This window comes from Achromobacter sp. D7-1 (assembly GCF_059760445.1).
On record NZ_JCBAMT010000055.1, the window covers coordinates 16,922 to 31,071 of the forward strand.

The following is a 14,150-nucleotide window of genomic DNA, read 5'->3' on the forward strand; positions in this document are numbered from 1 at the left end:
ACTCGCACCGCGGCGCGGCTCGACAAATACGGAGACAGATTCGAATGAAGCAGCACTTGTTGTCGGCCGCCATCCTGGCGGCCTGCGCGGCCATGGGCGCGCAAGCCCAGGCCCAGGACGTCCAGCAAAATTCCGGGAAGCAGGCCGGGGCCGGGGCGCGCCCGGCGGGCGCGGCCAGCGGCCAGGTCACGATACGGCGCGACGGCTATGGCATGCCGCATGTGTACGCCAATACCGTGTACGGCATCTTCTACGGCTATGGCTATGCGGTGGCGCAGGACCGATTGTTCCAGATGGAGATGGCGCGGCGCAGTACCCAGGGCCGCGTGGCCGAGGTGCTGGGCCAGCCCATGGTGGCCTTCGACAAATCCATCCGCGGCAACTTCTCGCCCGAGCGCATCCAGCGCCAGCTGGCCGCGCTGCCGGCATCCGAGCGCCAGATCCTGGACGGCTATGCGGCCGGCATGAACGCCTGGATCGCGCGGGTGCGCGCCGAGCCCGGCAGCCTGATGCCCAAGGAATTCAATGACCTGCGCTTTCAGCCCGCGGACTGGACGGCCTACGACGTGGCGATGGTGTTCGTCGGCACCATGGCCAACCGTTTTTCCGACGCCAATAGCGAGATAGACAACCTGGCGCTGCTGACCGCCTTGAAGGACAAGCACGGCGACGCGCGCGCCATGCAGATCTTCAATCAGCTGCGCTGGATGACCGACAGCCGCGCGCCCACCACCGTGCCCGAGGAAGAGGGCGTGTACCGGCCCGATGGCGCCAAGCCGCCCGCCAAGCTGTCCTATGCGCTGCCGCGCTACGACGGCACGCCGCCCATGCTGGAACGCGTGGCGCGCGATCCGCAGACGCGCGGCGTGCTGGACGAGGCGCCCGCGGCCGTGCCGGCGCGGCTGCTGGCGCAGTTCGCGGAATCGGGGCAGCCGGGAATCGCCGGCTTTCCGACCACCAGCAATATGTGGATCGTGGGCCGCGACCACGCCAAGGACGCCCGCTCCATCCTGCTGAACGGGCCGCAGTTCGGCTGGTGGAATCCGGCCTATACCTACGGCATCGGCCTGCACGGCGCGGGCTTCGACGTGGTCGGCAACACGCCGTTCGCCTATCCCAGCATCCTGTTCGGCCACAACGCGCATGTGACCTGGGGCTCGACCGCGGGCTTTGGCGACGACGTGGACATCTATGCCGAAAAGCTCGATCCGAACGACCGTACCCGCTACTTCCACGACGGCGTCTGGAAGACGATGGAAAAGCGCACGGAACTCATCGAGGTCAAGGACGCGCAGCCGGTGGTGATGGATGTGTATCGCACGGTGCACGGCATCGTCACCAAGTTCGACGACAAGCAGCACGTGGCCTACGCCAAGGCGCGCGCCTGGGAAGGCTATGAACTGCAATCGCTGATGGCCTGGACCCACAAGGCGCAGTCGCGCAACTGGGACCAATGGAGTCAGCAGGCCGCGCGCCACGCGCTGACCATCAACTGGTATTACGCGGACGACAAGGGCAACATCGGCTACGCGCACACGGGCTTCTATCCCAAGCGCCGTCCGGGCCATGATCCGCGCCTGCCCGTGCCCGGCACCGGCGAGATGGATTGGATAGGCATGCTGCCGTTCTCGACCAACCCGCAGGTCTACAACCCGCGCCAGGGCTTCATCGCCAACTGGAACAACCAGCCCATGCGCGGCTATCCGTCGACCGACCTGTTCGCCATCGTGTGGGGGCAGGCCGACCGCTATGCCGAGATCGAAACCCGCCTGAAGGCAATGACGGCCCATGGCGGCAAGGTCAGCGCGCAGCAGATGTGGGACCTGATCCGCACCACCAGCTATGCCGACGTGAACCGCCGCCACTTCCTGCCGTTCCTGCAGCAGGCGGTGCAGGGGCTGCCTGCCGACGACGCGCGGGCGCAGTTGGTGACGGGGCTGGCGTCCTGGGATGGCATGGGCACCAGCGACAAGCAGGCCGGCATCTACGACAACGCCGGTCCGGCCGTGATGGACGCCTGGCTGCGCGCCATGCTCAAGCGCACGCTGGCCGACGAGATGCCTGCCGATTTCTTCAAGTGGTACAGCGCCACCGGCTATCCGACGCAGACGGCGCCTGCCACCGGTTCGGTCAACCTGACGGTGGGGGTGAAGGTGCTGTTCAACGCGCTGGCCGGCCGCGACGCGGGCGTGCCGCAGCAGTACGACTTCTTCAATGGCCAGCGGCCGCAGGACGTGACGCTGGCCGCGCTGGACGATGCGCTGGCGGCCTTGCAGAAGGCCTACGGCCAGGATCCCGCAAGCTGGCGCATACCCGCGCCGCCCATGGTGTTCGCGCCCAAGAACTTCCTGGGCGTGCCGCAGGCGGACGACAAGGCGGTGTTGAGCTTCCCGGCTACGCAGAACCGCGGCACCGAGAACAACATGACCGTGTTCGACGGCCGTGGCGTGCGCGCGGTGGACGTGGTGGCGCCGGGGCAGAGCGGCTTTGTCGCCCCGGACGGCACGCCGTCGGTCCACACCCGCGACCAGTTCGACCTGTACACCGGCTTCGGCAACAAGCGGGTCTGGTTCACGGATGCGGAAGTGCGCGCCAATGCTAAGTCGATAGAGACGTTGCGCTACTGACGGCGTAGCCGCCCTGGTGGCTGGCCAGCCGCGCATAGACCCCTTGCCGCTTGAGCAATTGATCGTGCGTGCCAGCCTCGGCCAGGGTGCCGCGCTCCAGAACCAGAATCAGGTCGGCATCGCGGATCGTCGACAGACGATGCGCGATGACCAGCGTGGTCCGGTACTGCATCAGCACGTCCAGGGCGCCGCGCACCTGCATTTCGGACAAGGTGTCCAGGTGCGAGGTGGCTTCGTCCAGGATGAGTACGGGCGCGTTCTTCAGGAAGGCGCGGGCAATCGAGATGCGCTGGCGCTGGCCGCCGGACAGCTGCATGCCGCGTTCGCCCACGCGCGTGGCCAGGCCTTCCGGCAAGGCGCGCACGAAGTCCGACAGCGCCGCCTGTTCCAGCGCGCGCGCCAGGTCCTCGCGGCTGGCTTCGGGCCGCGCCAGCCGGATGTTGCCTTCCAGCGTGTCGTTGAACAGATAGGTATCTTGCGTCACCAGCGCCACGCGTTCGCGCAGGCCGTCCAGCTGCAGCTCGCGCAGGTCCACGCCGTCCAGCTTGACCTGGCCCGCGCGCGGATCCCAGAAGCGCAGCAGCAGGCTGGCAACCGTGCTCTTGCCCGCGCCGGACGCGCCCACCACCGCCACGGTGGCGCCGGCCGGCACCTTGAAGCTCAGGTCGCGCAGGGTGTCTTCCTGTTTGCCGGGATAGGCGAAGCTGACATGGTCGAAGGCCAGCGACAGGCCATGGGCAGAGACAGGCGCAGGCAGCGGCCCGTCGGTCACCGGCTCGGGCTCGTTGGCGACTACGTGCAGGCGGCGGGTGGCGGCGATGGTGTCGGCCAGTTGCCGGCTGACCTGCGAGATCTCGGATACCGGCAGGAAGGTGGCCAGGGCGATCAGCACCAGCAGGGGCAGCATGCCGGCCGAAAGCGCGCCGGCCGATACTTGCAACGCGCCCACGACCGCCACGGCCACGCCGCCCAGGCCCATCGCGATCTCAAAGCCGGCGGTCTGCCGGGACAAGTCATCCATGATGTCCAGCCGGCGGGTCCGGTAATGGTCCGCCACGCGCAGGAATTCATCGCGGCGGCGGCCGGTGGCCTGGAAGGCGGTCAGGTCGGCCAGGCCCTGGATGGTGTCGGTGGTGTGGGCGCTCATCTCGCCCAGCGCCTCGCGCGCCTTGTCGCCCAGGGCGTCGACCTTGCGGCGGCCGCGCACCGGCGACACCAGCGCATAGGCCAGGAAGGGCAGCAGCGCCAGCGCCACCGGCCAGCTGTAGACGCCCAGGAAACCCAGCACCGATAGCGGCACCAGCACCGAGACGATGGCCGGGGCGATGGTGTGGGCATAGAAGTACTCCACCATTTCCACGTCCTGCGTGGCCAGCGCCACCAGGTCGCCGGAGCGGCGCTGCAACAGGTAGGCCGGCGCCAGGCGCTCCAGCTTGTCGTAGAGCTTGACCCGCATGTCGGCCAGCAGCTGGTACGCCATGGCGTGCGCCAGCCAGGACTCCAGCCAGTGAAACAGCGCGGCCAGGGGCGCCGCGATCAGCAGGCCGACGATCAGGGCCGAGTAGTCGCGGCCGTCGCGGATGGCGGCGACGATCAGCGCGCTGAACACGCCCACGCCGATGTAGGCCGCGACCCGTGCCACGCCCAGCAGGATCGTGGCGGTCAGCGTGCCGCGCCACGGCCGCACTACCGACAGCAAGGTGCCGAGCGTGGCGCGCCAGCCGACCTGCACCGCGTCCGCGTCCAGCGAGCGCAGGGCCGGGCCTTGCGCGCCGGATTCCTGGCCGGAGGCATCGCGGTCCGCGGCGCGCGTGGGGGCGGCCATGGCCGGGGCGGCGGATCCCGCCGACGGATTGCGGTGCGCGGCGGCCTGCTCATGCATCAGGCGGTAGTACAGGCCGCCTTGCCGCATCAGTTCCGCATGCGGTCCTTCCTCCGCGACCCGGCCCCGGTCCAGCACCAGGCAGCGGTCGGCGCCGATGACGCTGGCCAGGCGGTGCGCCAGGATCAGCGTGGTGCGCCCGGCCATCAGGCGGTCCAGCGCCTGCTGGATCAGCGCTTCGTTTTCGGTGTCCACCGAAGACAGCGCCTCGTCCAGGATCAGGATGGGCGCGTCGCGCAACAGCGCGCGGGCGATCGCCACGCGCTGGCGCTGGCCGCCGGACAGTTGCAGGCCGCGTTCGCCGATGCGGGTGGCGTAGCCCTCGGGCAGCGCCATGATGAAGTCGTCGATATTGGCGGCGCGGGCGGCGGCGCGCACCTGTTCGTGGGTAGCGTCGGGGCGTCCCAGCCGCAGGTTTTCGGCTATGGTGCCGTGGAACAGGGTGATGTCCTGGCTCACCAGCGCGATGTGCGACAGCAGCGCCTGCGTATCCAGTTCGTTCACGTCATGGCCGCCGATGCGGATGCGGCCGGACTGCGGCACGCATTCGCGCAACAGCAGGCGCACGATGGTGGATTTGCCGGCGCCGCTGGGGCCGACCACGCCGACGCGTTCGCCCGCCGCGATACGGAAGCTCAGGCCTTGGTGGGCGCGGCGCTCGGGCGTGTAGGAAAACGCCACGTTATCGAACTCGATGGTGGGCGCCAGCCGGCCGGGCGTCTTGCCGACGGCGGCGGGCGCGGGCATCAGGGGTTGGGCGTCCGTCAGCGCATGGATGCTGGCGGCGGCCGACTGGCCCAGCATGCCCCGGTGCAGCACCGAGCGCAGGTCACGCAGCGGACGGAAGATCTCGGTGCCGGCCATCAGCACGATCAGCAGGGCTTCCACGCTCATGTCGCCGTGGGCCACGCGCCAGGCGCCCAACGTCAGCGCCAGCGCCGCGCCCAGCGCCACGCCCAGGTCGCTGATGCCGCGCGTCAGCAGGCTGACCGACAGCACCCAGAAGGTATTGTCCGACAGGCTGCGGGCGCGGGCGGCCAAGCGCTGGCCCCAGGCCTTGCCCTGGCCATAGGACTTCAGGGTGGGCAGGCCCTGCACCGCGTCCAGGAAATCCTCGCCGAAATCGTTCAGCGACTTGCTGCGCGCCAGGCTGGCGCGGCGGTCCAGCATGTGCACCGCCATCGGTCCGAACAGCGCGAACAGCGCCGCCGCCAGGAACACCAGCGCGGTGGGCACGTCCCAGAACGCAATCACGGCGAAAATGGCGAAGGGCGCCGCGGCGGCGATCGCGACCTGCGGCAGGTATTGGCCGAAGAAGGCCTGCAACTGCTCGACCCCGTCCACCACCGTCAGCATCACGCCGCCCGTGCGCTGGTTGGCGAACCAGGCCGGGCCCAGGGTCACGATGCGGTCATAGAGCCGGGCGCGCAGCGCGTGCTGCACGGTGGCGGCGCAGCGGTTGGCCTGCACGGTGCGCCAGTGGTCCAGGAAGGCGCGCAGCAGCACCATGGCGGCGGCGCACAGCGCGGGCGCAAGCCAGTCCTGAGGCGGCGCGCCGTCGAACACGCGGGCCAGCAGCTGGCCCAGGAACACGTAGCGGGCGATGCCCGCCGCCAAGGCCAGCAGCCCCAGGAAAATGCCGCCCGCCATGCCGGCGCGCAAGCCCGCCGTCAACTGCCAAAGGCGCGAATCGAAATACATAGCAAACTCCTTTCAGTGCTTGCATGGTCACTGATCCCGCGCACCGGCGAAAGCGATAGTTTTTCAATCTAGGGTTGAGCTAGACTTGACCCATGGCCGATCTACCCAACCACACGCCGCCGCTGGCGGCACTGCGCGCCTTCGAGGCCGTCGCCCGCCTGGGCAGCCTGAGCCGCGCCGCCGCCGAACTCCACGTCACCAAGAGCGCCGTCAGCCATCAGTTGCGGGCGCTGGAGGCCGATCTGGGCGTGGCGCTGCTGCGCCGCGGCGGCACCGTGCGCCGCGCCGAAACCACCGCCGCGGGCGCGGACCTGCTGGCGTCCGTGCAACAAGCCTTGACCCTGCTGGAAACCGCATGCCGCAATGTGCGGGCCTCGGCTCGCGGCAAACGGCGCAATACCCTGAACGTTTCGGCCAACCCGTCGCTGGCCGCCATGTGGCTGGCGCCGCGCATCGGGCGCTTCATCGAACTGCATCCTGGCATCGACATCCAGGTCTATCTGCACGCCAGCCAGGACCCGGCCTGGAAAAGCCAGGACATCGACCTGGCATTCCTGCACGTGCGCGCCATGGGGCCGCATATCGCCGAGCCCGGCGACATTCCGCTCATGACGGAGACCGTGGTGCCGGTCTGCAGCCCGTCGCTGGTCGATCCGGCCGAGCGCGGCGATCCCGGCGTTTTCCTGCGCCATCGCTGGCTGGAGGAAAAGCACGTGGACAGCCCCGAGACCGACTGGCGCACCTGGAGTCCGCGCCTGGGGCTGGCCGAATCCGACTGGCAGGAGCCCATGGTGCTGAGCGGCTTGAGCACGGTGGCGGCGGCGGCCGCCGCCGGGGTCGGCATCGCGTTGGGTCGCGCGCCGCTGATCGACGAGGAGCTGGCCAGCGGCCGGCTGGTGCCCCTGGTGCCGCAGCTGCGCATGCCGGGTTCCTGGGGCTATGTGATGCGGATCCAGGCCAACCGGCCGATGGACGCGGCCTTGCCCACTCTGGTGGAGTTCCTGGCGGAAGAGGGGCGCAGCACCGGCGCCTGGCAGAATCTGGCGGACGCGGGGCGCTGAGGCCGCGCCTGCGCTTCAGTCCGCGCCGCCCCGGCCGCGCGGCGGCGAGCTGATGGTGACCGCCGAGGTCACGATCAGCTCCATCAGGATGTTGCGCGCCAGGTTTTCGGCGTAGTCGTTGCGCGCCTCCGCCGTGGCGATGGCGCGTTCCACCGAGCCTTCCACGATGGCGTTGATCTGCTGGATGTGCAGCTCGCAGATCTGCACCAGGTCCGGATGGCGCTTCTGGTGGAAGTACAGGAAGCGCCGCGCCAGCGTCTGCAGCATGGCGTGGAACTCGGCCGCGTAGCTGTTGCGCGAGGCGGCGCCGATCTGGCTGGTCAGCGTGAAATGCAGGCGCATGTACATGCGCATGTCGTTGATGGCCTTGAGGTCTTCGAGTTCGCGGGCCAGGCGCGCCAGTTCGGCGCGCTCTCCATCGTCGGCCCATTGCGCCGCCTGCGCCACGATCAGCCGTTCGATCTCGCGCCGCGCCTGGATGATCTTCAGCTGTCCCTGGTAGTCGATCTCGGAAATGAAGATGCCCTGGCGCGGGGCGATTTCCACCAGGCGCTGGAACGCCAGCTTCTGCAGCGCGTCGCGCACCGGCGAGCGGCCGATGCCGACGCGCTCGCTCAGGGTGGTTTCCGACCATTGACTGCCCGGCGGCAGTTCGCCGGTGACGATCATTTCCTCCAGGGCGCAATAGGCCTTTTCGGTCTGGCTGACGGCCGTGCGGACAAAGAGGGGGGCGGACTGGGTCATGGAGTCGGAAGCGCGCGTTGTTGAAGTTCGCGTTTTAACACTTTGCCGGTGCTGTTCTTGGGCAACTCATCCAGGAATACATAGCGCTTGGGCCGTTTGAAGCGTGCGATGGATGCCAGGCAGAGTTGGTCCAGGTCCTGCTCCGTGGCGCGGGCGCCGGGCTTCAGCACCACGAAGGCCAGCACCGACTCGCCCCATTCGGGGTCGGGGCTGCCCACCACCGACACTTCCTGCACGGCATCGTGGCGCATCAGCGCCTCTTCCACCTCGCGCGGATAGATATTGGTGCCGCCGCTGATGATCACGTCCTTGGAGCGGTCTTTCAGATGCAGCAGGCCACGTTCGTCCAGGATGCCGATATCCCCGGTATGGAGCCAGCCGTTCGCCAGGGTGTCGGCGCTGGCGCGCGGATTGTTCCAGTAGCCTTGCATCACGGTCGGCCCGCTGACCACGACTTCACCCAATTCGCCGGCGGCGGCCGGCTGGCTGGATGCTGCGCGTATCTCGACCTCCATGGAGGCCTGGACGTAGCCCACCGATCCCAGCAGGATGTCATCGTTGTTGGCCACCGCGTCGGCGATCTGGGCTGCCGACAGCGCGGAGATCGACATCGGGCTTTCGCCCTGTCCGTAGATCTGCGCCACGCGCGCGCCGTAGCAGGCGACCGCGTCCTTGATGTCTTCGACGTAGAACGGCGCGCCGCCCACGATCAGCGTGCGCAGGCCGGGCTGCGGCCCGTTGGTCTGGCGGGCGTGACGCACGATGCGCTGCACGATGGTGGGCGAGGCGAACAGGCTGACGCGGCGATAGTGCGTCAGCAGCGCGGACAGTTCGTCTTCATCCAGCCCGCCGCTGTCGGGGATGATCTGCAAGGCGCCATGCAGCCAGTACGGAATGCTGTAGAGGCCGGCGCCATGCGATAGCGGCGCGACGTGCACGATGGCGTCGCCGGGCTGCACCGACTGCACGTCGGCGTAGAAATTCAGGCACATGCCCACCATGTTGGCGTGGCTGAGCATGACGCCTTTGGGCTTGCCCGTGGTGCCGCTGGTGTAGAACAGCCAGGCCAGTTCCTGCGGCTTGCGCCGCTCCAGCGCCAGCGCCGGGCCGATGGCGGCGTTAGCGTAGCGGGCCGAATCCACGTCCACCAGCTGCACGCCGTCCAACTCGCGCACGACGGACGCCAGCCCCTCATGCACGGCGCCTCGCGACAGGCACAGACGGGCGCCGCTGTCGCGCAGCATGTAGTCCAGTTCCTTGGCGTGCAGCTTGGCGTTGACGGGAACGGCGCACAGGCCTGCATGCCAGATGGCAAGCATCGATTCGATATAGGCGGGATGGTTGGGCAGCGCCAGCATGACGCGCTCGCCGGCCTGCAAGCCCATGGGGCCGCGCAACCAGCCGGCCAGCGCTTGCACGCGGGCCTGGAGCTGGGCGTAGGTAAGCGGGTCGCGGGTGCCTGCGGCCAGAGCGGGCTGGCCGGCGTGGGTGATGGCGCTGCGGTGAAAGAGAGAGCTGAGATGCATGGCGGTCTCTGGGGTTGATGGGGCGCGCGGATCAGCGGCCGAGCAGGGTGATGCAGGTCACTGCTTCTTCCACGCCGTTGAATCCACCGCCGTTCTCGGCGATGGCGAAGCGCGCGCCTTCGACCTGGCGGGCGCCGGCCTCGCCGCGCAGCTGGATCACCATTTCGTGGACCTGGGCCAGGCCGGTGGCGCCGATGGGGTGGCCGCGCGACAACAGGCCGCCGGACACGTTGATCGGGATGCGGCCGCCCAGGCTGGTGGCGCCGGATTCGGCCATCGGTCCGCCTTCGCCGAAGGCGCAGAAACCCAGCGCTTCGGTTTGCTGGATCTCGGCGAATGCGGTGGCGTCGTGGACTTCCGCCAGCGACATATCCTGCGGACCGACCCCGGCGCGTTCATAGGCTTCCAGCGCGGCCAGATGGCACAGGTGGCGGTCGTAGCGGTCGGCCGGGCGGTCGGTGGCGGTGCGCAGCACGCTGGCGTACAGGCGCACGGCGCGGGCGCGCTGCAGGCGCTTCAGTCCTTGGGCGTTGCAGACGATAGCGGCCGCCGCGCCGTCGCTGATGGGCGCGCACATGGGCAAGGTCAGCGGCCAGGACACGGGCCGGGCGGCCAGGGCCTCGTCTATCGTCATGGGGTACTGGAACTGCGCCAGCGGATTGCGGGTGGAATGCATGTGGTTCTTGGCGGCCACGGCGGCCAGCTGGCGCTGGGTGGTGCCGAAGGTCTTCATGTGCAGCCGCGCCAGGCTGGCGTAGATGTCCATGAACACGCTGCGCTTGCCCGGCTCTTCGAAGCCGGGCGGGGGCGTCACATCGGGCGCCAGCGCCATCAGCCGCGCCATCTGCGCCGGCGCGTCGTGCACGTCCCAGGCGCCGTCGAATACGGCGAAGCTCTTGGCCTTGTCCTCGGAAAACAGCTTGTCCACGCCCACCGCCAGGCAGATGTCGCCCGCGCCCGAGGCCACGTACAGGTGCGCCGCGTTCAGCGCGGTGCTGGAGCTGGCGCAGGCATTCTCCACGTTGGTGACGGGGATGCCGGCGATGCCCATGGCCTTCAGCGCAACCTGGCCGGCCACCATGTATTGGCCTTCGATGGAACCCTGGCCGGCGGTGGCGAAGTAGGCCGCCTGCAGGTCGGCGGCGTCGCAGCCGGCGTCGGCCAGCGCCTGCGTGACCGCGTCGCGCACCAGGTCCTTGACGCTTTTGGCCGGCTGTTTGTCGAAGCGGGTAATGCCCACGCCCGCGATGTAGGTGGTGTCGTTGCTCATGCTTGGATGCCCGTGGTGAGGATGGATTCGATGATGTGGCGGTCGGCCTCGACGTCCGCGGCCGATCCGCTCCAGGCGATTTCGCCGTGGTCCAGCACGTACTGGCGGTGCGCCAGGCGGGCGGGGACCTTCAGGTTCTGCTCGACCAGCACGATGCCGGTGCCCTGGCGGTGGACTTCGGCGAACACGTCGATAAGTTCGTTGACGATGCGCGGCGCCAGCCCTTCGGTCGGCTCGTCCAGCAGCAGCACCCGCGGATTGCCCAGCAGCGCTCGGGCGATCGCCAGCATCTGCTGTTCGCCGCCGGACAACTGGTCGCCATGGAAGCCTATGCGCTCGCCCAGCCGCGGAAAGACCTGCAGCACGCGGTCCTGGGTCCAGTAGCCGGGCTGGTGCGCCAGCGCGCCCATGCGCAGGTTCTCCCGCACCGTCAGGTTGGGGAAGATGCGGCGCGTGTCGGGCACCAGGGCGATGCCGTCGCGGCTGATCTGTTCGACGGCGCGGCGCGTGGCGTCCTGGCCGGCGATCAGGCGGTTGCCCGACGACAGCGGCAATAGACCGATCAATGTCTTGAGTACCGTGGACTTGCCGGCGCCGTTGCGCCCGACGATGGCGACGATTTCGTCCTGGGCCGCGCGCAGACCAATGTTCTTGAGCGCCAGCGCCTGGCCGTAGTGCACGCTGGCATGTTGCAGTTCGATCATGCCGCCACCTCCTCGCCCAGGTAGACGGCGCGCACGGTGGCGTCGTCGCGGATGGCGGCCGGCGGCCCCTCGGCCACCTTGCGGCCGTTGGACAGCACCACGATGTGTTCGGACAGCGTCATGATCACGTCCATGTTGTGTTCGATCAGCAGCACCGTGCGGCCGGCGGCGGCATGGCGGATCAGGCGGGTGGCGCCGGCGATCTCGTGATGGCCGACGCCGGCCAGCGGTTCATCCAGCAGCAAAATGCGCGGATTGGGCAACAGGGTCAGGCCCAGTTCCAGCGCGCGCTGCAAGCCATACGACAAGGTGCCTGCCACGGTGTCGCGCCAGGCGGTCAGGTCGGTCAGTTCTAGCATGGCGTCGATGGAGGATGCCAGCCGGCGGTCATAGCGCGGCGCCAGCCAGAACGGCAGCAGGCGGGAGTGGCTGATCTGCGCGGCGATGCGCAGGTTCTCCAACACCGTCATCTCGGGAAAGATCTTGGTGATCTGGAAGCTGCGGCCGATGCCATGACGGGCGCGTTCATGGGCCCGCAGGCGCGAAATGTCCGCGCCGTGGCACAGGATGCGGCCGCCATGGCCGGGCAGGTTGCCCGACAGCACGTTGAGCAAGGTGGTCTTGCCGGCGCCGTTGGGACCGATCAGGCCGTAGACGCGGCCGGTTTCGAAGGCATAGCTGAAGTCCTCGATGGCGCGCAGCGCGCCGAAGGTGACGCTGACCCGGTCGCATTGCAGGGCGATGTCGCTCATGACGGGCTCCCTTCGCGCGGGGCCAGCGGCACGCTGGACGCGGCCGGACTGGCGGGGGCGGGCGCCGCGGGGCGTTGGCGGCCCCAGCGGGCCTGCAGCGCGCCCAGCACCCCTTGCGGGAAATACAGCGTGGCCAGGATGAAGACCAGGCCCAGGATGCCGTACCAGTAGGGCGTCCAGCCGCTGAGCCATTCCTTCAGCGCTTCGAACAACAGCACGCCGGCCACCGGTCCCCACAGCGTGCCCGCGCCGCCCAGCAAGGTCATGATGATGACGTCGCCGGAGGTGGTCCAGTGCAGCATCTGCGGGTTCATGTACATCAGCACCGCGGCCAGCAGTCCGCCCGCCAGGCCGCCGACCGCGCCCGAAACCAGAAAGGTGATCTGCTTCAGGCGCTGCACGTTGTAGCCCAGCTGGGCGGCGCGGATTTCGTTCTGGCGCACGCCCGCGACCGCGCGGCCGAAGGGCGAGGCGCGCAGCATCGCCATCAGCGCCATCACCAGGGCGAAGATGGCGGCGACGTACCAATAGAAGTTCACGGTATCGAAGAAGTCGATGCCCGCGAGTTCCGGCCTGCCGATGCCGGGCAGGCCGTCGGCGCCGCCGGTCCATTCGCGCAGCTTGCTGTCGGCCAGGATGTACATGAGCTGCGACAGCGCCAACGTGACCAGAGCGAAGAAGATCCCCGAGACCCGCAGCGCGAACACGCTGAAGATCCAGGCGCAGGCGGCGCCCGCCACGATGGCCAGCGCCAGGCCCGCCTCGAATGGCAGGCCGTAGCGTTGGGTGGCCAGCGCTAGCGCATAGCCGCCCGTGCCCAGGAAGGCCGCATGGCCGAAGGACACCATGCCCAGCAGGCCGAACACCAGGTCGAAGCCCACGGCGAAGATGGACCACACCATGATCAGGATGCTCAGGTTCAACAGGAAATCGTTTTGCGTGCAGAAGGGCACCGCGATCACCGCGGCGGCCACGCCGGCCGCGATGGCGGCGTCTTGGCGGGAAGTCGTCATGCCAGCCTCGCTTGGCGGGAGAACAGTCCTTGCGGACGGGTGAGCAGGGTGGCGATCAGCATGGCGAAGGTCAGGATGTCGACCCAGCTGGGCATGAAGGTGTAGCCCACCGCGCGCACCATGCCGATCAAGAGCGACGCGGCGACCACGCCGCGGATGTTGCCCAGTCCGCCCAGGATCACCACGATGAAGCAGTCGATAATGGTGTTGGTGGCCATGCCCAGCTCGATCGGGAAGAGCGGGGCGGAGATGGCGCCGGCCAGCCCGGCCAGCGCCGCGCCCACGCCGAACACCGCGCTGCGGATGGCGGCGGCGGGCAGGCCCAGGATGCGCACCATCTCGCCGTCGCTGCTGGCGGCGCGCACCAGCATGCCGAAGGTGCTTTTCTCCAGCACGAAGAACAGCGCTGCCGATACCGCCAGGCCGAAGGCGATGACGAACAGGCGGTAGACGGGGATGGTGCTGCCGGCCAGCTCGACCGTGCCAGCCAGTAGCGCCGGCATCGGCGTTTCCTGGTAGCCCAGGCCCCAGACGAACTTCACGGCCTCGCTGATGACGAGGATGAAGCCGAAGGTCAGGATCAGTTGATAGAAATGCGGGCGGTTGTACAGCGGCCGCAGGGCCAGCCGTTCCATCGCCACGCCGACCAGGCCGACGCCCACCGTCGCCACGACCAGGCCGGCAATGAAGGAACCGGTGCGCAGCTGGATGTCGAAGGCCAGGTAGGCGCCCAGCATGTACAGCGCGCCATGGGCGAAATTGATGACGCCCAGCATGCCGAAGATAAGCGTAAGGCCGGACGCCAGCAGGAACAGCAGCATTCCCAGGCTCAGGCCGATGATCACGGTGGACATGGCAGAAATCCGTCAG

At 68.6% G+C, this 14,150-nt stretch carries 10 protein-coding genes; 2 read left to right on the forward strand and 8 right to left on the reverse strand.

Annotation, left to right across the window (positions count from 1 at the left end; all coding sequences use genetic code 11):
• Positions 1 to 44: 44 nt before the first annotated feature.
• Positions 45 to 2,627, forward strand: coding sequence for a penicillin G acylase (locus tag AC6LKD_RS21510; RefSeq protein ID WP_498117396.1), 2,583 nt, complete (start codon positions 45 to 47; stop codon positions 2,625 to 2,627).
• Here AC6LKD_RS21510 and cydC read toward each other — a convergent pair.
• A complete protein-coding gene (gene cydC / locus AC6LKD_RS21515) occupies positions 2,599 to 6,210 on the reverse strand; it encodes a thiol reductant ABC exporter subunit CydC (protein ID WP_498117397.1) in 3,612 nt (1,203 codons plus the stop codon). The two genes, AC6LKD_RS21510 and cydC, sit on opposite strands and share 29 nt — an antisense overlap.
• A gap of 92 nt (positions 6,211 to 6,302) precedes the next feature.
• On the opposite strand from cydC, the gene AC6LKD_RS21520 reads away from it, so the two are divergent.
• On the forward strand, positions 6,303 to 7,271 hold the full coding sequence (locus AC6LKD_RS21520; protein WP_013393202.1) for a LysR substrate-binding domain-containing protein: 969 nt from the start codon (positions 6,303 to 6,305) through the stop codon (positions 7,269 to 7,271).
• A gap of 15 nt (positions 7,272 to 7,286) precedes the next feature.
• Here the strand turns inward: AC6LKD_RS21520 and AC6LKD_RS21525 are convergent, their stop codons facing one another.
• The 7 genes from AC6LKD_RS21525 to AC6LKD_RS21555 are packed head-to-tail and all read right to left on the reverse strand — an operon-like array spanning position 7,287 to position 14,134.
• Positions 7,287 to 8,015: a GntR family transcriptional regulator gene (locus AC6LKD_RS21525; RefSeq protein ID WP_498117398.1), complete on the reverse strand. Its 729-nt coding sequence runs from the start codon at positions 8,013 to 8,015 to the stop codon at positions 7,287 to 7,289.
• Positions 8,012 to 9,541 carry an AMP-binding protein gene (locus AC6LKD_RS21530; RefSeq protein ID WP_498117400.1) on the reverse strand — a complete coding sequence of 510 codons (1,530 nt, stop codon included), beginning with the start codon at positions 9,539 to 9,541 and terminating at the stop codon, positions 8,012 to 8,014. The genes AC6LKD_RS21525 and AC6LKD_RS21530 overlap by 4 nt, the downstream gene beginning before the upstream one ends.
• Positions 9,542 to 9,572: 31 nt before the next feature.
• On the reverse strand, positions 9,573 to 10,811 hold the full coding sequence (locus AC6LKD_RS21535) for a thiolase family protein (RefSeq protein WP_498117401.1): 1,239 nt from the start codon (positions 10,809 to 10,811) through the stop codon (positions 9,573 to 9,575).
• Positions 10,808 to 11,515: an ABC transporter ATP-binding protein gene (locus AC6LKD_RS21540; RefSeq protein ID WP_013393206.1), complete on the reverse strand. Its 708-nt coding sequence runs from the start codon at positions 11,513 to 11,515 to the stop codon at positions 10,808 to 10,810. The genes AC6LKD_RS21535 and AC6LKD_RS21540 overlap by 4 nt, the downstream gene beginning before the upstream one ends.
• Entirely contained in the window at positions 11,512 to 12,267 is a 756-nt protein-coding gene (locus tag AC6LKD_RS21545) for an ABC transporter ATP-binding protein (protein ID WP_498117402.1), read from the reverse strand. Before AC6LKD_RS21545 ends, AC6LKD_RS21540 begins: the two co-directional genes overlap by 4 nt.
• On the reverse strand, positions 12,264 to 13,280 hold the full coding sequence (locus AC6LKD_RS21550; RefSeq protein WP_013393208.1) for a branched-chain amino acid ABC transporter permease: 1,017 nt from the start codon (positions 13,278 to 13,280) through the stop codon (positions 12,264 to 12,266). Before AC6LKD_RS21550 ends, AC6LKD_RS21545 begins: the two co-directional genes overlap by 4 nt.
• Positions 13,277 to 14,134 (reverse strand): branched-chain amino acid ABC transporter permease, encoded by an 858-nt coding sequence (locus AC6LKD_RS21555; protein ID WP_013393209.1) that lies wholly within the window; start codon positions 14,132 to 14,134, stop codon positions 13,277 to 13,279. The genes AC6LKD_RS21550 and AC6LKD_RS21555 overlap by 4 nt, the downstream gene beginning before the upstream one ends.
• Positions 14,135 to 14,150: the final 16 nt, after the last annotated feature.